The 20703-nt window shown below is 68.9% G+C and carries 18 protein-coding genes, 2 tRNA genes and 1 pseudogene; 10 read left to right on the forward strand and 11 right to left on the reverse strand.

Features of this window, described 5'->3' with window-relative positions; all coding sequences use genetic code 11:
* Positions 1 to 91: 91 nt before the first annotated feature.
* Complete coding sequence (locus ACWD5Q_RS27200; RefSeq protein ID WP_451429680.1) at positions 92 to 640, reverse strand: helix-turn-helix domain-containing protein; 549 nt, start codon at positions 638 to 640, stop codon at positions 92 to 94.
* Between the two features lie 180 nt (positions 641 to 820).
* Here ACWD5Q_RS27200 and ACWD5Q_RS27205 point away from each other — a divergent pair.
* Positions 821 to 893 (forward strand) — tRNA-Ala (locus tag ACWD5Q_RS27205).
* Between the two features lie 481 nt (positions 894 to 1374).
* Here the strand turns inward: ACWD5Q_RS27205 and ACWD5Q_RS27210 are convergent.
* Positions 1375 to 2070: a DUF5324 family protein gene (locus ACWD5Q_RS27210; protein WP_451429681.1), complete on the reverse strand. Its 696-nt coding sequence runs from the start codon at positions 2068 to 2070 to the stop codon at positions 1375 to 1377.
* 488 nt (positions 2071 to 2558) lie between these two features.
* Here ACWD5Q_RS27210 and ACWD5Q_RS27215 point away from each other — a divergent pair, with 488 nt between their 5' ends.
* Positions 2559 to 3092, forward strand: a complete 534-nt coding sequence (locus ACWD5Q_RS27215) for a peptidylprolyl isomerase (RefSeq protein WP_451429682.1) — start codon at positions 2559 to 2561, stop codon at positions 3090 to 3092.
* A gap of 97 nt (positions 3093 to 3189) precedes the next feature.
* Positions 3190 to 4101 carry a rhomboid family intramembrane serine protease gene (locus ACWD5Q_RS27220; RefSeq protein WP_451429683.1) on the forward strand — a complete coding sequence of 304 codons (912 nt, stop codon included), beginning with the start codon at positions 3190 to 3192 and terminating at the stop codon, positions 4099 to 4101.
* Positions 4102 to 4403: 302 nt separating this feature from the next.
* Here the strand turns inward: ACWD5Q_RS27220 and crgA are convergent, their stop codons facing one another.
* A complete protein-coding gene (crgA, locus tag ACWD5Q_RS27225; protein ID WP_451429684.1) occupies positions 4404 to 4658 on the reverse strand; it encodes a cell division protein CrgA in 255 nt (84 codons plus the stop codon).
* A gap of 141 nt (positions 4659 to 4799) precedes the next feature.
* Here crgA and ACWD5Q_RS27230 point away from each other — a divergent pair, with 141 nt between their 5' ends.
* From ACWD5Q_RS27230 to ACWD5Q_RS27255, 6 genes and pseudogenes are all read left to right on the forward strand, one after another.
* Entirely contained in the window at positions 4800 to 5603 is an 804-nt protein-coding gene (locus tag ACWD5Q_RS27230) for a DUF881 domain-containing protein (RefSeq protein WP_451429685.1), read from the forward strand.
* 49 nt (positions 5604 to 5652) lie between these two features.
* A pseudogene (locus ACWD5Q_RS27235) lies at positions 5653 to 6092 on the forward strand (class E sortase); the annotation flags it as partial.
* A 52-nt stretch (positions 6093 to 6144) separates the two neighbouring features.
* Positions 6145 to 6306 carry a hypothetical protein gene (locus tag ACWD5Q_RS27240; RefSeq protein ID WP_451429686.1) on the forward strand — a complete coding sequence of 54 codons (162 nt, stop codon included), beginning with the start codon at positions 6145 to 6147 and terminating at the stop codon, positions 6304 to 6306.
* Positions 6303 to 6941, forward strand: a complete 639-nt coding sequence (locus ACWD5Q_RS27245; RefSeq protein WP_451429687.1) for an aminodeoxychorismate/anthranilate synthase component II — start codon at positions 6303 to 6305, stop codon at positions 6939 to 6941. Before ACWD5Q_RS27240 ends, ACWD5Q_RS27245 begins: the two co-directional genes overlap by 4 nt.
* On the forward strand, positions 6938 to 8098 hold the full coding sequence (locus tag ACWD5Q_RS27250) for a class E sortase (RefSeq protein ID WP_451429688.1): 1161 nt from the start codon (positions 6938 to 6940) through the stop codon (positions 8096 to 8098). Before ACWD5Q_RS27245 ends, ACWD5Q_RS27250 begins: the two co-directional genes overlap by 4 nt.
* A gap of 96 nt (positions 8099 to 8194) precedes the next feature.
* Positions 8195 to 8968 carry a class E sortase gene (locus ACWD5Q_RS27255; RefSeq protein WP_451429689.1) on the forward strand — a complete coding sequence of 258 codons (774 nt, stop codon included), beginning with the start codon at positions 8195 to 8197 and terminating at the stop codon, positions 8966 to 8968.
* Between the two features lie 25 nt (positions 8969 to 8993).
* Here the strand turns inward: ACWD5Q_RS27255 and ACWD5Q_RS27260 are convergent, their stop codons facing one another.
* The 7 genes from ACWD5Q_RS27260 to ACWD5Q_RS27290 form a co-directional block, all read right to left on the reverse strand.
* Positions 8994 to 10070 carry a restriction endonuclease gene (locus ACWD5Q_RS27260; protein WP_451429690.1) on the reverse strand — a complete coding sequence of 359 codons (1077 nt, stop codon included), beginning with the start codon at positions 10068 to 10070 and terminating at the stop codon, positions 8994 to 8996.
* A gap of 209 nt (positions 10071 to 10279) precedes the next feature.
* On the reverse strand, positions 10280 to 12268 hold the full coding sequence (gene pknB, locus ACWD5Q_RS27265) for a Stk1 family PASTA domain-containing Ser/Thr kinase (protein WP_451429691.1): 1989 nt from the start codon (positions 12266 to 12268) through the stop codon (positions 10280 to 10282).
* A 170-nt stretch (positions 12269 to 12438) separates the two neighbouring features.
* Positions 12439 to 13926 carry a penicillin-binding transpeptidase domain-containing protein gene (locus tag ACWD5Q_RS27270; RefSeq protein ID WP_451429692.1) on the reverse strand — a complete coding sequence of 496 codons (1488 nt, stop codon included), beginning with the start codon at positions 13924 to 13926 and terminating at the stop codon, positions 12439 to 12441.
* Positions 13923 to 15359, reverse strand: coding sequence for an FtsW/RodA/SpoVE family cell cycle protein (locus ACWD5Q_RS27275; RefSeq protein WP_451429693.1), 1437 nt, complete (start codon positions 15357 to 15359; stop codon positions 13923 to 13925). Before ACWD5Q_RS27275 ends, ACWD5Q_RS27270 begins: the two co-directional genes overlap by 4 nt.
* Before the next feature lie 27 nt (positions 15360 to 15386).
* Positions 15387 to 16904, reverse strand: a complete 1518-nt coding sequence (locus tag ACWD5Q_RS27280; protein ID WP_451429694.1) for a Stp1/IreP family PP2C-type Ser/Thr phosphatase — start codon at positions 16902 to 16904, stop codon at positions 15387 to 15389.
* 120 nt (positions 16905 to 17024) lie between these two features.
* Positions 17025 to 17537 carry an FHA domain-containing protein FhaB/FipA gene (locus ACWD5Q_RS27285; RefSeq protein WP_451429695.1) on the reverse strand — a complete coding sequence of 171 codons (513 nt, stop codon included), beginning with the start codon at positions 17535 to 17537 and terminating at the stop codon, positions 17025 to 17027.
* Positions 17538 to 17547: 10 nt separating this feature from the next.
* Entirely contained in the window at positions 17548 to 18399 is an 852-nt protein-coding gene (locus ACWD5Q_RS27290; protein WP_451429696.1) for an FhaA domain-containing protein, read from the reverse strand.
* A gap of 656 nt (positions 18400 to 19055) precedes the next feature.
* On the opposite strand from ACWD5Q_RS27290, the gene ACWD5Q_RS27295 reads away from it, so the two are divergent.
* Positions 19056 to 19142, forward strand: a tRNA-Leu gene (locus tag ACWD5Q_RS27295).
* A 224-nt stretch (positions 19143 to 19366) separates the two neighbouring features.
* Here the strand turns inward: ACWD5Q_RS27295 and ACWD5Q_RS27300 are convergent.
* Complete coding sequence (locus ACWD5Q_RS27300) at positions 19367 to 20413, reverse strand: PP2C family protein-serine/threonine phosphatase (protein WP_451429697.1); 1047 nt, start codon at positions 20411 to 20413, stop codon at positions 19367 to 19369.
* Positions 20414 to 20703: the final 290 nt, after the last annotated feature.

Below are 20703 nucleotides of genomic sequence, written 5' to 3' on the forward strand. Positions count from 1 at the left end.
CTTCGTCACACCCCACCAACGCGGCCACGACTCCAACAGACACTCTCACAGGCACCGAACCAACCGATTCAGCCACCCGCGAAGTACGGAGCTAGTTCTGGTGGGACTGGTAGTGGGCGACCGCGTCGGAGGTGCGGCCGGCGCCGTACACCCGGAGGAACTCTGCCAGCTCCGGGTGGCTCGGGGCGAGGGTGTCCGCCGCCTCTATGATGTCGCCGGCCGCTGCCACCGACCGCAGCAGCGACTGGATCTCGCGGACCACCCGCTTGACCGTGGGAGCGCCCGAACTGTTCGTCGTCTGCACGGTGTTGTTGAGCACGGAGCCCCCCTGCGACTTTCTGATCTCGTCCATCCGCTCGGTCGCCTCCGCCGCGCTCACGCTGCCGTCCGCGACCTGACCCGCCAGATCCTGCAGCAACTGCACCCGCTGGACCACCGCGGGATTGCCGATCTTGGCGCGCTGACCGCTCATCAGCTGTGACAGCATCGGTGCGGACAGCCCCAGTACACCGGCGAGACGGGCCTGGTTGAGGCCGAGATCGTCGATGAGCCTACGGAAGAGCGTCCCCAACGGCTCTCCGTACCAGTTCCGCTGCAGCTCCCGCGCCTTTGCGGTGGCTTCCTGCTGTGCGGCGTCCATTGCGTCTCCCCATCGCTTCCCCAAGAACCGTGGTTCGCTCTAGCGAACCACGACGAGCATCTTACGGAGCGTGGTCGTCCGCGGGGACCCCCCTCTTTTTGCGGGATACGGGGGGTGACCCGGTACGCTGGTGCGCAGCGCCCGGCGGTGTGTGTCCGCGTCGGCCGGACGTGTCCTCTCGGGGCCTTAGCTCAGTTGGTAGAGCGCTGTCTTTGCATGGCAGATGTCAGGGGTTCGACTCCCCTAGGCTCCACGTTTCGTACCGGCCAGACGCCCTTCCCGGCGGCTGGCCGGTTTTCGTATGGGGTGACTCGTGTCACTCATGTGCATTTGCAGGCATTGCATTCCTTTGTGCAAACAGTTGTGGGCGTCGCCGGGGCCGGGGGCTCGCACGTGCGTGACTGATGGGGGCAGAGGGCGGTGTGGGGTGATTTGAGGCGTCTTGTGCGGGCCGGCGTGTCCAGAGGTGGGTAAGCGCGGGGACGCACTACGTAAGCGAAGTCTCCACGGAATGTGCACACATGACGCGTTGCAAACGTCATCGCGCAGGGGGGACGGGAACACTTCCCCCGGGAGTGCGGCAAAGCCCCTCGGTGTTCCAGGGGTGAGGTGCGGGCTCCCGCGGCGTTCCACGTGAAACATCGCCAGGGCAGCAGGCGGCGCTGTGAGGCAGGAGCCGTTCAAGTCCCCTGCCCCACGCGGGTGTGGGAGTCCGGTACCGTCGCCGGGCGGATTCAGCGGCGGTCGTCGTTCTCCGTGGAGTCCTCCTCGGCCTGCTGCGTCTGTACGTCCGCATCCAACTGGTCGCTGCCGTCCACCGACGCCAGACGGTCGTCCTGCGGGACCTCGGTGGGGGCGGGCGGCTCCACGAGCCAGTCGGGGTTCGCCTGCTTGTCCCACCACTTCCAGGCGGCGAAGGCACCGCCTGCCAGGAGACCCAGCAGCGCCAGCCCCTTGACGGCGCGGCCGGCCCTGGCCCGCCGCTGCTGCCGGCGCATGAGCTTCTGGACCTGCTGCGGCGAGACCTGGCCGCGCAACGCGGCCAGCGCCGCGGCTCCACGGGCCACCGCCTCCTCCCGTACCGGACCGGCGGCCGCGACCGCGTGCTCGATCCTCGGACGGGAGTAGTCGGCTGCCTGGCGGGCGGCCTTGCGGGTGTACGCGGCCGCTTCCTGCGCGGCATGGTCCACCTTGGGCGGCACATGGGCGCGGGCCTGCTCCAGTCGCGGGGCGAGGCGGGCGTCGTACTGGACGCGCGCCTGCTCGGCGGCCTGCGACACCCTGGGCGCGAGACGCACCCGCGCCTCGTGTGCGTAGTGCGCTGCCTTGTCCTTGGCCGTGTCGGCGTAGGGCGCCACCACTTCCGCGGCATGCAGCACGCTGTCCTTCGCCGAACCGGTTGCGGCGCGCACGCTGTCGATGCGGGTCACGGGGTTCCTCCTCCTCGGTGGCGTACGGTCATTCGACTTTCCAGCCTTTTACGGATCATGCCTCTCGAACGGCACCCGGGCATGCGAGGACGGGCATCCGGGTCATATGGCCCACGCGGAGCCACACGGGACGCCTCCAGCCGGCACGCGGACGAACGGCGAACGGGATGATCATGTGCATCGGTTGATCACGCGCGATAGCGGACGAATACGGGGCAACAACAGCTTGTCGACGACAATGACACGGATCATCGCGCCGCGCCCCCGCGACGGTGCGACCCGGCGGGCTTTCTGCGCGACCCGGCCGGCGTTCCGCTCGCCCGGCTTCCGGGCCGGAGCCCGCGGCGGCCCGGAAGCCGGCCCCGGATCCTCCCCGCTACGCGCTCAGCCGCCCGGGTGTGCCCGGGGAACCGGAAGCGGTGGCGGGCGACTCGGGACGCGTACCGTGCGAGGATCGGAGAGTCACAGAGGACAACGGAAGGCACATCGTGGCTGAGCAGCTGTACGCCACCCTGAAGACCAACCATGGCGACATCGTGGTCCGGCTCCTGCCGGACCACGCGCCCAAGACGGTCCGTAACTTCGTCGAGCTCGCCAAGGGCGAGCGCGAGTGGACGAACCCCGCCACCGGCGAGAAGTCCACGAAGAAGCTCTACGACGGCACGGTCTTCCACCGGGTGATCGGCGGTTTCATGATCCAGGGCGGTGACCCGCTGGGCAACGGCACCGGCGGCCCGGGGTACCAGTTCGAGGACGAGTTCCACCCGGACCTCGCCTTCGACAAGCCGTACCTGCTGGCCATGGCCAACGCCGGCCCGGGCACCAACGGCTCGCAGTTCTTCATCACGGTCTCCCCGACGGCCTGGCTGACCCGCAAGCACACCATCTTCGGCGAGGTCGTCGACGCGGCCAGTCAGAAGGTTGTGGACTCCATCGCCACCACCCAGACCAACCCGCGCACGGACCGCCCGGTCAACGACGTCGTCATCGAGTCGGTCGTCGTCGAGTCCCGCGAGGGCTGACCCCGCCGGGGCACCCGCACGAGGGAACAAAAGCGCCCCGCCCATCCGTCAGAGGAGAGGGCGGGGCCACCCCGTCGTACGGAGAGTGAGGGGACCCATGGGCCAGGCGCCAGGCAGTCCGCAGGACCCGCAGAACCGGGAGCCGCACGGAGCCCAGGAGGTGCCGGTCTGCTACCGGCACCCGGACCGTGAGACAGCCATCCGCTGCACCCGCTGCGAGCGGCCCATCTGCCCGGAGTGCATGGTCAGCGCCTCGGTCGGCTTCCAGTGCCCCGAGTGCGTCCGCACCGGCTCCGGCATGGGTCACACCCCGGCCGCCTCCCGGCCGCGCACCCTCGCGGGCGCCACCGTCACCGCCGACCCGCGGCTGGTCACCAAGATCCTCATTGGGATCAATCTGTTCGTCTTCCTGCTCCAGCTGTCACTGGGCGACACCTTCACCGACCGCTTCGCACTCATCGGTCAGGCGGTGTTCTCGGACGGCGGCCCGCTCCAGGGCGTCGCCGAGGGACAGTGGTACCGGCTGCTGACGGCGATGTTCCTGCACGCCAACTACGTCCACATCCTGTTCAACATGCTCAGCCTGTGGTGGATCGGCGCGCCCCTGGAGGGGGCTCTGGGCCGCGCCCGCTATCTCGCGCTCTACTTCGCCTCCGGACTGGCCGGCAGCGCGCTCACGTATCTGCTCGCCGCGCCCGTCACGCCCTCGCTCGGCGCCTCCGGCGCGATCTTCGGGCTCTTCGGCGCCACCGCCGTGCTCATGCGCCGGCTCAGGTACGACATGCGCCCGGTGATCGGTCTCCTGGTGGTCAACCTGATCATCACCTTCGGGTGGCACAGCATCGCCTGGCAAGCCCACATCGGGGGCCTCGTCGCCGGTGTGGTGGTCGGCTACGCCATGGTCCACGCCCCGCGCGAGCGGCGGAACCTCGTCCAGTACGGGACGTGCGCGCTGGTGCTGGCCGTCGTGATCGTGATGACCCTGGTGAGGACGGCCCAGCTCACCTGAGCGGCGGATCCGCACAGGCCGGGTCCTCAGTTGTACCCAGCGTTGTCCACAGTCCACTGACCGGTTTGTGCATGTCGGGGGAACGGATGTGCCCCCTGTCACCGACCAGAGTTTTCGCAGGTGGGACAGGGGGCGAACAAGTTTGCGGAGGCCGGTGATTCCGTCATACCGGCGTCAACGCCCGATGGGTTATCCACAGATCGTCGTTCTTTTTCCACTGACCGTGAGCCCTGTGGACAAAAGCTGTGGATAACTGGCCGCAGAGCCCCCGGACGGAGCCGGCACAGAGCCCTCCGGGGCCGCTACTTCCACTGTGTGGAGACGCCGAACCCCGCCGCGATGAAGCCGAAGCCCACCACGATGTTCCAGTTGCGCAGTGCGTGGATGGGCAGCGAGCCGTCGGTCACGTAGAAGACGACGATCCACGCGAGACCGATGAGGAACATCGCCAGCATGACCGGTGCGACCCACCCCCGGCTGTCCAGCTTGATGTTCGCGGCCTGCTTGGACGGCGGCGGCGTGTAGTCGGCCTTCTTGCGGATACGTGACTTCGGCACGAGGGTCTCTCCTGTCGATGCGCTGCGTGGCCGCGCAGGGAACGGGGCGGGCTCCGGGGCAGCGTACAAGGGGACACTGAGTGCTCCCCCGGGCGTCCGTTAGCGTAGTGCTTCCGCAGCGCCGAAGGAGATAAGGGTACGTTGAGCAATAGGGCCGACTCCCCCACGGCGGGTCCCGGTTCCCCCCAAGCGGGGACCTCGTCCCGTCCTCCGCGCAGGGTGCGGCCCGTGCGCGTGCTCACCGTGGGCGTGTTCGCCCTCGCCGGGCTTCTCTTCTTCACGAGCTTCAACACGGCCAAGGGAACCAACATCCGCACGGACTCCTCGCTGCTGAAGCTTTCCGACCTGATCCACGACCGCAGCCACAAGAACGCCCGTCTCGACGAGTCCAACGCCACACTGCGGGGCGACGTCGAGGCCCTCGCCAAGCGGACCGGCGGCGGCAGCAGCAAGGCGGAGGAGGCCCGGCTCACGGCGCTGGAGAAGAACGCCGGCACCCAGAAACTCACGGGCACAGCCGTCACGGTCACCCTCAACGACGCCCCGCCCGGCGCCACCGCCAAGCTCCCCGGCTACCCCGAGCCGCAGCCCGACTACCTGGTCATCCACCAGCAGGACCTCCAGGCCGTGGTGAACGCGCTGTGGCAGGGCGGCGCCCGGGGCATCAAGGTCATGGACCAGCGGCTGATCTCCACCAGCGCCGTACGCTGTGTCGGCAACACCCTGATTCTCCAGGGCCGCGTCTACTCGCCCCCGTACAAGATCACCGCGATCGGCGACCCGGACACGCTGCAGAAGGTGCTCGCCGCCTCGCCAGCGATCCAGAACTACATGGTGTACGTCAACGTCTACGGCCTCGGCTGGAAGGTCACCGAGGACGGAACGGTGACTCTTCCCGGCTACTCGGGCACAGTGGACCTGCACTACGCGAAGCCCGTGGAGTAGAGGCCCGGGAACGGCTGCCGCCGGGGGACCCGTGCCGCTGCGCGTGATCGTCCCGCGGCTCGGTTTCACGTGGAACACACCCGTGCTCGAGGGCACCGCCGCGGACACCCTCACGAAGGGACTCGGCCACTACGCGGGCACCGCCCAGCCCGGCCGGGAGGGCAACTTCGCGGTCGCCGGACACCGGCGCGTCCACGGCGACCCCTTCAAGGACTGCCCCCGGCTGCGCCCCGGCGACGCGGTCGTCCTCACCGACGGAACCACCTGGTTCACGTATCGGATCGACCAAGGCCCTTACAAAACCGTGCCCACGGACGTTGAGGTGATCGACCCTGTGCCACGTGAGTCGGGGTATACCCGTCCGGGACGCTGTCTGGCGCTGACCACGTGCGATCCGGAACGGGGCGCAGTCATCGCCTGATCGTCCGGGCGCACCTCGCTGTCACACAGCCTGTGGATACAGGGCAACCGACGGCCCTGCGCCGTTAGTCTGGTGGCGTGCGGCGGGAGTCTGGTGCCGTGATGAGACGGAAGGGACGGCATGTACGGCTGGATCTGGCGGCATCTGCCGGGGAACGCTTGGACGAAGGCGCTGATCTCGATCGTGCTGGTCCTGGCCGTGGTCTACGTCCTGTTCCAGTACGTCTTCCCGTGGGCCGAACCGCTGCTGCCCTTCAACGATGTGACGGTGGACAACCAGTGAGCGCGCGCATTCTCGTCGTCGACAACTACGACAGCTTCGTCTTCAACCTGGTGCAGTACCTCTACCAGCTCGGCGCCGAGTGCGAGGTGCTGCGCAACGACGAGGTGGCGACCGCCCACGCCCAGGACGGCTTCGACGGCGTACTGCTGTCCCCCGGCCCCGGCACCCCCGAGGAGGCCGGCGTCTGCGTCGAGATGGTGCGGCACTGCGCCGCGACCGGCGTGCCCGTCTTCGGCGTCTGCCTGGGCATGCAGTCGATGCAGGTGGCGTACGGCGGCGTCGTCGACCGGGCACCGGAACTGCTGCACGGCAAGACGTCCCTGGTCGAGCACGAGGGCAGGGGCGTCTTCGCCGGGCTCCCCTCCCCCTTCACCGCGACCCGCTACCACTCCCTGGCCGCCGAGCCGGCGACGGTGCCGGCCGAGCTGGAGGTCACGGCGCGCACGCACGACGGGATCATCATGGGCCTCAGACACCGCGAACTCCCGGTCGAAGGGGTGCAGTTCCACCCCGAGTCGGTGCTCACCGAGCACGGCCACCGGATGATGGCCAACTGGCTGGCGGAGTGCGGAGACCAGGAGGCCGTGGCCAGGTCGGCGGGGCTCGCCCCGGTGGTGGGCAGGGCCACGGCGTGACCGCGCTGCGCCCCGAGCGCGACACCGGCGCCTCCTACGGGGGCGCCGCGGACCACGGACCCCCGTACGGGCAGCGGCCCTACGGGGGCGGCGGCGCGTGGCAGGGGGCGGCGGGGTACGGCGACCAGCAGCCGTACGGGCGGCAGGCACCGCAGCAGACGCACGACGCGACGGCGGTGCTCCCGTCGTACGAGGAACCCGGGCTCGCCCCGTCCTACGACCCGCCCGCGCCGGTGGACAGCGAGACGGTCGCGCTGCGCGCCGTGGACGTCGGGGAGGCGCGGCATGGCGTGGACCGCGCGGCCGGGCCCGCCGCCTTGCCGGGCGGCCGTGCCGCGCGGCGCAAGGCGGCCAGGAGACACGGGCGGCACGGTGGCGGCCCGGGTGGCCCCAGCGGGCCGCAGACGGCCGGGAGAGCCCCTGGGACGGCCTCGGCGGCGCCCCGGTCCCGAGTGGAGGCCCGGCGGGCGGCACGGGCCCAGCAGCCCGGTGCCGCGGTTCTGGCGAGCCGGCTGGTGGGCGAGCTGTTCATCACCACCGGTGTGGTGATGCTGCTGTTCGTGACCTACCAGCTCTGGTGGTCGAACGTGCGGGCGCACGAGGAGGCGGGCAGTGCCGCACAGCACCTTCAGCAGGACTGGGCGAGCGGCAGGCGGGCGCCGGGGGAGTTCGCGCCCGGGCAGGGCTTCGCCCTCCTGCACATCCCGAAGCTGGACGTGGTCGCGCCGATCGCGGAGGGCACCAGCAAGACCAAGGTCCTCGACAAGGGCATGGTCGGCCACTACGGCGAGGGCAGCCTGAAGACGGCCATGCCGGACGCCAAGACGGGCAACTTCGGGCTCGCGGGGCACCGGAACACGCACGGCGAGCCGTTCCGGTACATCAACCGGCTCCAGCCGGGCGACGCGATCGTGGTGGAGACACAGGACGACTACTTCGTCTACAAGGTGACGTCCATGCTCCCGGTGACATCGCCGTCCAACACCAGCGTCCTCGACGCCATACCGAGGGGGTCGGGCTTCACCGAGCCGGGCCGTTACATCACCCTCACCACCTGCACGCCGGAATTCACCAGCACGTACCGGCTGATCGTCTGGGGCAAGATGGTCGAGGAACGACCGCGCAGCAAGGGCAAGCCGGACGCGCTCCTCTCGTAGGGCGCGCCGCGTTCCACCGGCCCGCCCCTTTCGCGGGCCGCTCATTTCGCAAGGCTCGTGGACGCACGGGCACCTGGGACAGACGGGGCAGATGCAGTGGGAGTGACGACCGAACAGGACGAGCAGACCGACGCGCCGTCGCCCGGTCCCGGCTCACCCTCCGCGCCGCGGCGCCGCGGGTCCGGCCGGATCGCGTTCGCCGTCAGCGTCTTCGGGGAACTCCTCATCACCGCGGGCCTCCTGCTCGGCCTGTTCGTCGTGTACTCCCTGTGGTGGACGAACGTCCTCGCCGACCGCAAGGCGGACCGTCAGGGCGACCAGGTGCGCAACCACTGGGCGGCCGAGAAGGGCAAGAAGGACACCGGCCCGGGCGCGCTGGACACCAAGGACGGCATCGGCTTCCTGCACGTGCCGGCCATGGACAACGGCGAGGTGCTGGTCGAGAAGGGCACGTCGACGAGCGTCCTCAACGACGGTGTCGCCGGCTACTACACCGACCCCGTCAAGGCGGTCCTGCCGGAGACGGGCAAGACCGGCAACTTCTCGCTGGCCGCGCACCGCGACGGGCACGGGGCGAAGTTCCACAACATCGACAAGCTGAAGAAGGGCGATCCGGTCGTCTTCGAGACGAAGGACGACTGGTACGTCTACAAGGTCTTCGCGATCCTCCCGGAGACCTCGAAGTACAACGTGAAGGTCCTCTCCGCCGTCCCGAAGGAGGCGGGTGTGACGAAGCCGGGCCACTACATCACGCTGACGACGTGCACCCCCGTCTTCACCTCCGAGTACCGCTACATCGTGTGGGGCGAACTGGAGCGCGTGGAGAAGGTGGACGGCAAGCGGACGCCGCCGAAGGAGTTGGCTGGGTAGGATGCCGAGGATCCGAAGCCGCACCTCACTCCTGCGGCTTCGGGCCTCTGCTGGGCCGTGCCTGACGGAGAGCCTTGAGGTGCACTCCGGCGGTCCACGCCTCCAGCTCGTGGCGGTTCACGAGGACGATCCCGCTCAGATGGGCGATCGCCTGTGCTTCGTGGGTGAAGTTGCAGGTGGCGACGAAGAGCGCGATGTCCGCCGGCTCGACGGTCCGTGCGGCGCCGCAGAATTTCTGCATGTCTGCGCTCGAGACGCACTGCCGACCGTTGTACTTCTTGCACTGAACGGCCACCGTGCGTCCGTCGGCTGTGCGTGCGGTGACGTCGATGCCTCGGTCGCTCTGGGCCCTCCGTACGACCACCTCTGTACAGCCGTCACGTCGAAGCAGGCCGGCGACGTGGCGTTCGAAGGCCTGCCAGCTCATGGTGCTGATCGACGCGCTGATCTCGTTCCTGGGTTCCTCGCCTTCCCACGCGCTGATCCGTCGGTGATGCCAACAGAGCCGGCGCTCGACATTTTCGATGTCCTCGCGGAGGGCGATGAGTTCGCGGCGGTGCTCACCGGAACTCTCGATCAGGGCGTTGAACAGGGGGACGACGGTTGTTCCGAGAATGTGCGCGATGCGCTGGTCGACGTGGTCGTTGAGGGAGAGCGTCTCAGCGGGGACGGGGTTTTCCACAGGCTGCGTCCGCGCCAAGTACTCCATGTCCAGGAGGTATGTGCGCACCTGACGGGCGACAACGCTGTCACGCAGGAGCATGGCGACGTTGAGGACCGCTCGACGAGAGTAGAGAGTGAGACTCGATCGGGGCTGTGGATAACCTGCCGGATAGCGTGACAAGATGTCACGCTTGAACTCCACGAGGTCACGGCCCCGGAGTGTCACCATCCCGTTGCACGTCAGCTCTTCGTGGTGCCGTGCCTTGATCTGGCGGATCGCGTCGACAGCGACGCCGAAGTACGCCGCCACCATCGCCGTCGTCACATGCATCCCGTCCGGCAGCAGCGACAGCGCCTTCACTCTGTCGAGCACGTCTGTGCGGTCCAGCACGCTGCTCCGCAGAGCTTTCGACTCCAGCAGCGCCGACTCGTTGATCACGTCCTGCCCCTTCGGTTCGTGTCGTGCCCATATGGCCGGACGGAGTTCTGAGACTCCGCCTCATCCGGTCAACGAGTCGTGACATATGAAGACACGATCGATGTGCGCATGTATGCGTGGGCGGGCGCGGTGCCGACGATTCCGAAGGACGACGAGGACCCCGGCACCCAGGGATGGGTGCCGGGGTCCTCGTCGTCGTACGAGGCGGGTCAGTTCCCTCTGCCGCCGAACGCTCCGCCGAAGAAGCCGCCGTTGTTCCCGCCGTTGTTGCCGTTGCCCTGGTCCTGGGTGACCAGGTCCACCGGGGAGTTCGGCGGGACCGGAGAGCCCGGGGCCGGGTTCGACTGCACGACGGTGGCGTTGTCGTCGCTAGGGCCCTGGACGGTGCGGGGCTGGAGACCCGCCTGCTGCAGCGCCTTCTCGGCGTCCTTCAGCTTCATGCCCACGAGGTTCGGCGGGACCTGGGTCTGCTGGGCCGCCTTGCCGAACTGGACGGTGACGGTGGAGCCCTTCCTGACCGTGCTGTTCGCCGGGGGGTCGATCTTGACGACCTTGCCCGCCTGGTTCGGGTCGGTGACGTCCACCTCGACGCAGTTGGCGGTCAGGCTGCTGGCCTGCAGTTGCTGCGTGGCGGCGTCACAGTTCGCGGCGGCCGACACGTCCGGCACGGTCGTCGTCGCCGGGGCCGTGGCCACCGTCAGGGTGATCGTCGTGCCCTTCTCCTTGTCGACGCCCACCGGGTCCTGCGCGGTGACGACACCCGGAGTCTGATCGGACTCCGCGGTCTTCTGCTCGACCTTGAAGCCCTTGTCCTCGAGCTGGGTCTTCGCCTGGTCGTACTGCACACCCCGGACGTCGGGCACCGTCACCTTCGGGGCGCCCGTGGACACCACGACGTTGATCGCGGTGCCCTTGTTGACCGAGGATTTCGGCTGTGGGTCCTGTTCGCAGACGTCGCCCTTCGCCTGGTTGTCACAGGGCTTACTGGTGACGGTGCCCACCTTCAGGTCGGCATTCGTCGCCAGCTGCCGTGCGTCCTTCAGGCTCTGCCCCACGAGGTTGGGCACCTCGGCGGACCCGTTCACGCCGTTGCCCGTGAACATCCACTTGCCGATGAGGATCGCGCCGACCAGCACCAGCACACCGGCGACGACCAGCAGGATCGTCGACGTGTTGGACTTCTTCTGGCGGCGCCGGCCCGGACGGTCGTCGTAGCCGAAGCCGCCGTCGTCCGGGTTCATCGGCGGCAGCATCGTCGTGGCGCCGGCGGTGGGTTCGGCCCGCAGGGCCGTCGTCGCCTGGTCGTTGGGGTAGCCGCCGTAGCCGACGGAGCTCATCGCCGCCGTCGCCGCGACCGGCTGGCCGTCGAGGCACGCCTCGATGTCCTGGCGCATCTCGTCGGCGGTCTGGTAGCGGTAGTCCGGGTCCTTGACCAGCGCCCGCAGCACGATCGCGTCCATCTCGGGCGTGATCTCGGGGTCGAAGACGCTCGGCGGCTGCGGCTCCTCGCGCACATGCTGGTAGGCCACCGCGACCGGGGAGTCGCCCACGAACGGCGGGCGCACCGTCAGCAGCTCGTACAGCAGGCAGCCGGTCGAATACAGGTCGGAACGCGAGTCGACCTGCTCGCCCTTGGCCTGCTCCGGCGAGAGGTACTGGGCCGTGCCGATGACGGCCGCCGTCTGCGTCATCGTCATGCCGGCGTCGCCCATCGCGCGGGCGATACCGAAGTCCATCACCTTGACCTGGCCGTTGCGCGTCAGCATGACGTTCGCCGGCTTGATGTCGCGGTGGACGATGCCGTTGCGGTGGGCGTACTCCAGGCCCTGGAGGATGCCGATGGTCATCTCCATGGCCCGCTCCGGCAGCAGCTTGCGGCCGCTGTGAAGGAGCTCACGGAGCGTGGAGCCGTCGACGTACTCCATCACGATGTACGGGATCGAGACCCCGTCGATGTAGTCCTCGCCCGTGTCGTACACCGCGACGATCGCCGGGTGGTTGAGTGAGGCGGCCGACTGGGCCTCCCGGCGGAACCGGGCCTGGAAGGAAGGGTCACGCGCCAGGTCGGCGCGCAGCGTCTTCACCGCCACGGTGCGGCCGAGGCGTGTGTCACGCGCGAGGTAGACCTCCGCCATGCCACCACGGCCGAGCACATGGCCCAGCTCGTACCGGCCGCCGAGGCGACGCGGCTCTTCCATAGCTTCCTACCAGCCCTCTCCGTCGGTCCCGACCACACCCGCGTGTGGTCCGGCGGTGTGCTGTCCGGGCATACGGTACCCGGCTCGCTTTGTGTGACCTGGCCACATCCGCCACCCGATACAGGACCGGTATCGCAACGTGCACCGATGTGAAGGGGACGTGACAGGGTTCACTTCTTGCTTTTGATGACCGCCTCCATGACGTTCTTCGCGATCGGGGCGGCGAGGCCGCCACCGGAGATGTCGTCACGGTTGGCGTTGTCGTCCTCGACCACCACGGCCACGGCGACCGGCGAGCTGCCGTCACCGAGCTTGGCGAACGAGATGAACCACGCGTACGGCTTCTCGCTGTTGTTCAGACCGTGCTGGGCGGTTCCGGTCTTGCCGCCCACCGTGACGCCGCCGATCTGAGCGTTCTTGCCCGTGCCGTCCTTGACGACCGTCTCCATCATCGACTGGAGGATCTGGGCGTTCTTCTCGGACAGCGGACGGCTCATCTCCTGCGGCTGGGTCTGCGCGACCACGTCCAGGCCGGGCGTCTGCAGCTTGTCCACCATGTACGGCTTCATCAGCTTGCCGTCGTTGGCGACCGCCGAGGCGACCATCGCCATCTGCAGCGGGGTCGCGGCCGTCTCGAACTGGCCGATCGAGCTGAGCGCCGTCTGCGGCTTGTCCATGTCCTTGGGGAAGTTGGAGGCGTTGGACCGCACCGGCGTGAACTGCTGGGAGTCGAAGCCGAACTTCTTCGCCTCCGCCAGCATCTTGTCCTTGCCGAGGTCGGCGCCGATCTTGCCGAAGACCGTGTTGCAGGAGAACTGGAGCGCGACCCGCATGGTCGCGTTCTTGCAGGGGATGTTGCCCTCGTTCTTCAGCTCGGTCGAGGTGTTCGGGAGAATGTACGGCAGCGGGGAGTTGGTCTGCTGGTCGGCGCCGCTGTACAGCCCGTTCTCCAGCGCCGCAGCCGCGGTGACCACCTTGAACGTGGAGCCCGGCGGGTAGGTCTCGCGCAGCGCCCGGTTCAGCATCGGGTCGCTCGGGTCGTTCTGCTTCTGCAGCTTCGTCCACGCCTTGGAGTCGACGGACGTGGAGTTGCCCGCGAACGACGACGGGTCGTACGACGGGTAGGACGCGAGCGCCAGGATCGCCCCCGTCTGCGGGTCGAGCGCCACGGCCGCGCCCTTGCCGCCGACCTTCTGCAGACCGTCGTAGGCGGCCTTCTGCGCGGCGGCGTTGAGCGTGGTGACGACATCGCCGCCCTTCTGCTGCTTGCCGGTCAGCATGTTCAGCGTGTTGCGGAAGAACAGCCGGTCGTCGTCGCCGGTGAGGATGCCGTCGTCGATCGACTCCAACTGCGTGGCACCGAACGCCTGGGACGCGTAGCCGGTGACCGGCGCCCACATCGCGCCGTCCTTGTACGTGCGCTTGTACGCGAAGTCGTTGAGGCTGTTGGTGGCCGTCTTCTTCGACCCGGTGATCGGGTTGCCGTCGACGATGATGTCGCCGCGCGGCTTGGAGTACCGCGCGATCAGGACCCGGCGGTTGTTCAGGTCCGTACGCAGGCTGTCGGCCTGGACGTACTGGAGCCAGTTGTCGCGGACGAGCAGCGCGAGGACGAGGAGTCCGCAGAAGATCGCGATCCGGCGCAGGGGCTTGTTCACGGGCGGACCACCTGGGTCATCTCGGCGTCGGGGTTCGGAGCGGGGGACGGGGCCGGACGGCGGGCGGTGTCGCTGATGCGGAGCAGGATGCCGATCAGCGCCCAGTTGGCGATGACGGAGGAACCGCCGTACGCCAGGAAGGGCATCGTCATACCGGTCAGCGGGATGAGGCCCATGACACCGCCGGCGACCACGAACACCTGGAGCGCGAAGGCGCCGGACAGGCCCACGGCGAGCAGCTTGCCGAACGGGTCGCGGGCGGCGAGGGCGGTGCGTACGCCGCGCTCCACGATCAGGCCGTAGATCAGCAGGAGCGCCATGATGCCGGCCAGGCCCAGTTCCTCGCCGAACGTCGCGAGGATGAAGTCGGAGTTGGCCGCGAACCGGATGAGATCGGAGTGGCCCTGACCGAGGCCGGTGCCGAGGGTGCCGCCGGAGCCGAACGCCCACAGGGCCTGCATGGCCTGTTCGGAGTGGCCGGCCTGGCCCTTCTGGCTGAGCGCGTACTCCTTCATCGGGTTGAGCCACGCCTGGACACGCTGCTGGACGTGCGGTTCGAACGAGGCCACACCGACCGCGCCGGCCGCGGACATCAGCAGACCGAAGACGATCCAGCTGGTCCGCTCGGTGGCGACGTACAGCATGATGACGAACATTCCGAAGAACAGCAGCGACGTACCGAGGTCGGTCTCGAAGACCAGGATGAGGATCGAGAGGAACCAGACGACGAGGATCGGGCCGAGGTCGCGGCCGCGCGGCAGGTACAGGCCCATGAAGCGGCGGCTGGCCAGGGCGAGCGCGTCACGCTTCACCATCAGATAGCCGGCGAAGAAGACCGCCAGGACGATCTTCGCGAACTCACCGGGCTGGATGGAGAAGCTGCCGACGTGGATCCAGATCTTCGCGCCGTAGATGTTGGCGCCGAGACCCGGGACGAGCGGCAGCAGCAGGAGAACGATTGCGCCCACCATGGAGATGTAGGTGTAGCGCTGCAGGACCCGGTGGTCCTTCAGGAAGATCAGCACGACGGCGAAGAGGGCGATGCCCAGCGCGGTGTACAGCAACTGGCGGGGCGCCGCGGTGCCGGCCTGCTTGATGGACTGCAGCAGCTTCGACTGGTCCAGCCGCCAGATGACGACCAGGCCGAGCCCGTTCAGCAGTGTCGCCAGCGGCAGCAGCAACGGATCCGCGTACGGGGCGAACTTCCGTACGACAAGGTGGCCGACCCCGGCCAGCAGACCGAGGCCGAGGCCGTAGCTCAGCAGGCCGGGCGGCACCTTGTTGTTGATGGCGAGGCCCACGTTGGCGTAGGCGAACACCGGAATGACGACGGCGAAGACCAGCAGCGCCAGTTCGGTGTTGCGGCGGCTCGGCGCGCCGATCGCGCCGATCGTGGACGTGTGATGCGACGTCGTGTTCGTACTGCTGCTCATGGTGTGACAGGGCCCCTCACGGCTTGCTTACTGCTTACCGCACAGTGAGACGACCTTCTGCTCTTCCTCCGAGAGGCTGGGGCCGGGTGTGGGAGTGGGTGCGGTCGGTGTCGTGGTCGTGGACGTCGGGGTCGGCGTGGCCTTGGACGTCAGGGAGGCCTTGGTGGTTCCCGTGACGCCCCCGGCCCGGCCCGCGCCGGTCTTCGCGCCGGTCTGGCTGCCGGTCCCCAGGCGCTCGTTCTCCTTCCGGCACGCGGATGCCTGCACGGACAGCTCGGAGATCTTCGACTGGGCCGCTGGGAGACCGCTCTCGGCGATGGTCGCCCGGATCTGCTTCTGCTGATACGGCGGCAGGTACTTGAGTTCGATCTCGGGGTGGTCCTTCTCCACCTTCGACAGCGACACCCAGGCGAGGTCCTGGCTGATGCCGCGGTAGAGCGCCACATGCTCGCCGCTGACGCCGACGTAGTACTGCTTCTGCGTCCACTGGTAGGCGCCGTAGCAGCCGCCGCCGATCACGACGAGCACGAGCGCCGTGTAGAGGGACCTCTTCAGCCACCTGCGGCCCTTGCGCGGCTTGACGAAGTCCTCGTCGGTGTAGTCGCCGAAGCTGCCCGCCGGGGCGTAGCCGTCGGCGTCACTGCTGCCGGGCGGGCCGAACTCGCCACCGCCGCCCTGCCCGGGCACCTGCCGGCCGAGACCGGCGGCGCGCCCCGCGGGCGTCTGCATGATGCCGTTGTCGTTGAGGTACTGCTGGTTCTCGGCGACCGCGCCCACCACGACCGGGGTGTCGGACAACTGCCCGGCGAGGGTGTCCCCGGTGTCCAGGTCGAGGACGTCGGCCACGATGACCGTGATGTTGTCGGGGCCGCCGCCGCGCAGCGCGAGCTGGATCAGCTCCTGCACGGTCTCCTGCGGGCCCTGGTAGCTGGCGAGGGTCTCCTCCATCGTCTGATGGGAGACCACCCCGGACAGCCCGTCGGAGCAGATCAGATACCGGTCGCCGGCCCGCACCTCACGGATCGACAGATCGGGCTCGACATGGTCGCCGCTGCCCAGCGCCCGCATCAGCAGCGAGCGCTGCGGATGCGTCGTCGCCTCTTCCTCCGTGATGCGGCCCTCGTCGACGAGCCGCTGCACCCAGGTGTGGTCCTGGGTGATCTGCGTCAGAACGCCGTCCCGCAGCAGATACGCGCGGGAGTCGCCGACATGCACGAGCCCGAGCCGCTGACCGGTCCACAGCAGGGCGGTGAGCGTGGTGCCCATGCCCTCCAGCTGGGGGTCCTCCTCCACCATCGCCCGCAGCTGGTCGTTGGCGCGCTGCACCGCCGTGCCGAGCGAGGTGAGGATGTCCGAGCCCGGGATGTCGTCGTCGAGCGCGACGATGGTGGAGATCACCTCGGAGGAGGCGACCTCGCCGGCTGCCTGGCCGCCCATCCCGTCGGCGATCGCGAGCAGGCGCGGACCGGCGTAACCGGAGTCCTCGTTGCCCTCGCGGATCATGCCTTTGTGCGATCCGGCGGCGAAACGCAGTGACAGACTCATGCGCACCTCGCCTGTCGGCTCCGGGTACATCCGCACGGTGCCCACCCTCCGGTCGGGAGCGCGCCGGGGCCCAGGGTGTGGACTGCCGTTGCGTGCTCGCTCCGCTCGCTCATTGTCGTACTACTTCCGCAGCTCGATGACGGTCTTGCCGATGCGGATCGGCGCACCCAGCGGGATCGGTGTGGGGGTCGTCAGCCGGGTCCGGTCGAGGTACGTCCCGTTGGTGGACCCGAGGTCCTCGACGATCCACTGGCCGTCCCGGTCGGGGTAGATCCGGGCGTGCCGGCTGGAGGCGTAGTCGTCGTCCAGCACGATGGTGCTGTCGTGGGCGCGGCCGAGCGTGATGGTCTGGCCCTGCAGGGCGACCGTCGTACCGGTCAGGGACCCCTCGGAGACGACCAGCTTGGTGGGGGCGCCGCGGCGCTGGCGGCTGCCGCCCGGCTGCTGGCGCTGCGGCGGCGGCCCGGCCGGCCGGGCCGCCTGCTGCGCCCGCCCGCCGTCCCGGCGCGAGCCGCGCTGGGTGACGCGCGTACCGAACAGGTCGCTGCGGATGACCTGCACGGCCACGATCACGAACAGCCACAGTACGGCCAGGAAACCCAGCCGCATGACCGTGAGGGTCAGCTCTGACATTGCCCCCGCTTCACCCTTCGGCTTGCCGGTAAATGATGGTGGTGCTGCCCACGACGATCCGCGAGCCGTCGCGGAGCGTAGCGCGGGTGGTGTGCTGCCCGTCCACCACGATGCCGTTGGTGGACCCGAGATCCTGGATCGTCGAGGGCGTTCCGGTCCGGATCTCGCAGTGCCGGCGGGAGACGCCGGGGTCGTCGATCCGCACGTCCGCCTCGGTGCTGCGGCCCAGCACCAGCGTGGGACGGGAGATCTGGTGGCGGGTGCCGTTGATCTCGATCCAGTAGCGGGTGCGCCCGCCGGATGCCGGGGCGGCATCGGGACGCTGGCCCGCGGACTGCGGGTGCCCATAGCCGCCGGGGCGTCCGCCGGGCGGCGGCGTGGTCGGCATGGGCGGTGCTCCCGCCGGCGCGGCGGACGGCGGATAGCCGTAGCCGCCCGGGGCCTGCCGTCCGGAGGGGGCGGCGGGGGCGGGAGCCTGCTGGCTGGTGGAGGAGGCGAGGGTGCGGCTGCGCACCCGGTACAGGCCGGTGTCGAGGTCGTCGGCCTTCTCCAGATGGACCTTGACGGGGCCCATGAAGGTGTAGCGCTGCTGCTTGGCGTAGTCGCCCACCATGCCGGCCAGCTCCTCGCCGAGCTGGCCCGAGTAGGGGCTCAGGCGCTCGTAGTCCGGCGGGCTCAGCTCCACGATGAAGTCGTTGGGGACCACGGTCCGGTCGCGGTTCCAGATCGTCGCGTTGTTGTCGCACTCGCGCTGCAGGGCGCCGGCGATCTCCACGGGCTGGACCTCGGACTTGAAGACCTTGGCGAAGGTGCCGTTGACCAGACCTTCGAGGCGCTGCTCGAACTTCTTCAGGACTCCCATGGGGCACCTCCTCCGTCGTTGCCGTCCTGGGCACTGCTTACCTGGTACTGCTTACTGATCGTATCCACGCGCCGGAAAATCGGCTGGTTCCCCCTGTCGGCGCTGTCGACGGGTGTCGACGCCTGCGGAGTTCCCTCCGGACGACCCCTTCGAACTCCTCCTGCTCGTACTCCGTGCTCGTACTCCACGCACGCACTCCTGGCATGGATCGTAGAGGTGGCCGCAGACCAGTGTCCCGCACCTGACCGTGGACCCCGTCCTCTCCTGGAGAGATGCGCGGGACCGGTACGAGGTTGATACGTGAACCGATTCGTGTCGAGACGTTGTGCGGGGGTGGGGCCAGGTGCCACGGGGTACCGGGCCGGGGATCAAGGGGGCGAGGCGGGGATCTGGGCTGCGGGCGGGGAGGCGGGTGCCGGGGGCGGGTGCTGGGGGCGGGGGGTGAGGTGGGGCCGAGGGGTGGGCGGCCGGGGTCCGCAGTGGGCGCCGCCGGTCGGGGTCGGGCCTCTCGTCGCTGGTCGGGAGGGGTGTCCGCGCGCGCGGGCCGGGTCGCCTGCGGGAAAGGGATGTGAACCCACCCTCTCCAGCGTGCTAATGTTCTGCGTGTCGGAAGGCGCCAGCACCGAAAGGAGCGGGAGCCGGAAGACACACCCAATGCGCGGGTGGCGGAATAGGCAGACGCGCTGGATTCAGGTTCCAGTGCCCGCAAGGGCGTGGGGGTTCAACTCCCCCCTCGCGCACCACTAGGTAGTGACGAACGGGTCTCTGCCGGTGACGGAAGTCACCGCGGGGGCCCGCTTCTCGTTGTGTCGACGGTTGTGAGGCAGCGCACGGCTCGGAGAAACGTGAAAGGTGGCCTTGGTCGTGAGCTATCTCACGGTCAAGGCCACCTTCACTTCAGGGGGCGTGCGGCCCTCGGCGGGTGCCCCCCTCGGGGCACCGGTGTACCGCCTGTGCCCGTTCTCCGTCACCGGTAGCGCAGCAGCAGCATCGCGGCGTCGTCCTGGAGCGGGCCGTTCACATGCTGGAGCAGGTCCTGGCGCAGGGTTTCCAGCGCGACCTCCGGGTCCGGTTCCTTGAGCAGGTGGGCGCGTTCGGTGAGCGCATAGAAGCGGCCGTCGGTGTCGCGTGCCTCGATGATTCCGTCGGTGTACAGCAGCAGTTGGTCGCCCGGAAGGAAGCTGGTGTCGAAGGGTTTCGGTTCGGCCGTGCCGTGTTCGCCCAGGCCGAGCGGCAGGGCGTAGGCGGGCGGTTCGGGAAGAAGCATGGTGCCGTCGGCGCGGATGACCATGGGTGCCGGGTGGCCGAAGTTGAGGAAGGTGACCTGATGCCCGCTCACCTCGGCCAGGATCACGGTGACGAACTTCTCGCCGTCCAGTTGCCGGGCGACGGACCGCTCGAGCCTGCGCCCGACCTGCACCAGGTCCGTTTCGTCAAGCGCTGCTTCCCGGAAGGCTCCAAGGACCACGGCCGCGGTCTCCACCGCTTCCAGTCCTTTGCCCTGGACGTCCCCCACGATCACTCGTACGCCCTGGGACGCGGCGACGACTTCGTACAGGTCTCCGCCGATCCGGGCCTCGGCGACGGCGGATGTGTAGGAGACGGCCGCTCTGAGGTGCCCGGCCAGCCTTGGCACCGGCTTGAGAAGCACGCGCTGGGCCGCTTCGGCGATCGACCGGACGCTGTCCAGCTCTGCCTCCCGCTTCCGGCGCATGGACACGGCCACGAGCCCCGCGACGGTGACCCCCATGACGGAGGCGAAGGTCATGGAGACGCGTCGCACGTCGGTCAGGTTGTCGTACCAGGCCAGGCCGACGCAGAGCAGCAGGGCTATCCCGCCGACGCACACGGTGCGTCTCCGGCCGCCCACGAGGGGGGCGAAGGCCGGTCCCAGCGACACCAGCGGCAGGAAGTGCATGGACGGGCCGGCGGCGACGTCGACCATGGCCACCGCGCCCATCATCGCGAAGGGCAGCACGGACAGCACAGTCGGCTGACGGTTCTTCGCGGACATGTCGCCCTCCGGCACTGGAGCGGCCTGTCCCGGACCAAGGGGGTGGGACAGGCCGCCGGAACCCTTCCCCCTTACTGCGGACCGAGCACCACTCATGGTCGCAGACCTACCCCCCGGTTCCCATGAAAAGGCGACATTGACCCCATAAGGAGGCTGCGCCGCCGCAGTGTTGGCAGGGGGAAGGACGCTCACTCGGAGAGGGAACCGGTCCGATGCCCGGTGCGCGAGCGACGCATTCCTGGCGCCCCGCACCCGGACCTCGGCACAGCGTTGACGGGTACGGGCCGTCC

This window comes from Streptomyces sp. NPDC002513 (assembly GCF_053595355.1).

What these genes read in the sequence shown, in the direction of transcription:
- ACWD5Q_RS27290 (WP_451429696.1), bottom strand. Translation starts at nt 18,399, where the DNA reads ATGGGAGTCCTGAAGAAGTTCGAGCAGCGCCTCGAAGGTCTGGTCAAC.
- ACWD5Q_RS27275 (WP_451429693.1), bottom strand. Translation starts at nt 15,359, where the DNA reads ATGAGCAGCAGTACGAACACGACGTCGCATCACACGTCCACGATCGGC.
- ACWD5Q_RS27200 (WP_451429680.1), bottom strand. Translation starts at nt 640, where the DNA reads ATGGACGCCGCACAGCAGGAAGCCACCGCAAAGGCGCGGGAGCTGCAG.
- ACWD5Q_RS27240 (WP_451429686.1), top strand. Translation starts at nt 6,145, where the DNA reads ATGTACGGCTGGATCTGGCGGCATCTGCCGGGGAACGCTTGGACGAAG.
- pknB (WP_451429691.1), bottom strand. Translation starts at nt 12,268, where the DNA reads ATGGAAGAGCCGCGTCGCCTCGGCGGCCGGTACGAGCTGGGCCATGTG.
- ACWD5Q_RS27285 (WP_451429695.1), bottom strand. Translation starts at nt 17,537, where the DNA reads ATGTCAGAGCTGACCCTCACGGTCATGCGGCTGGGTTTCCTGGCCGTA.
- ACWD5Q_RS27300 (WP_451429697.1), bottom strand. Translation starts at nt 20,413, where the DNA reads ATGTCCGCGAAGAACCGTCAGCCGACTGTGCTGTCCGTGCTGCCCTTC.
- ACWD5Q_RS27220 (WP_451429683.1), top strand. Translation starts at nt 3,190, where the DNA reads ATGGGCCAGGCGCCAGGCAGTCCGCAGGACCCGCAGAACCGGGAGCCG.
- ACWD5Q_RS27280 (WP_451429694.1), bottom strand. Translation starts at nt 16,904, where the DNA reads ATGAGTCTGTCACTGCGTTTCGCCGCCGGATCGCACAAAGGCATGATC.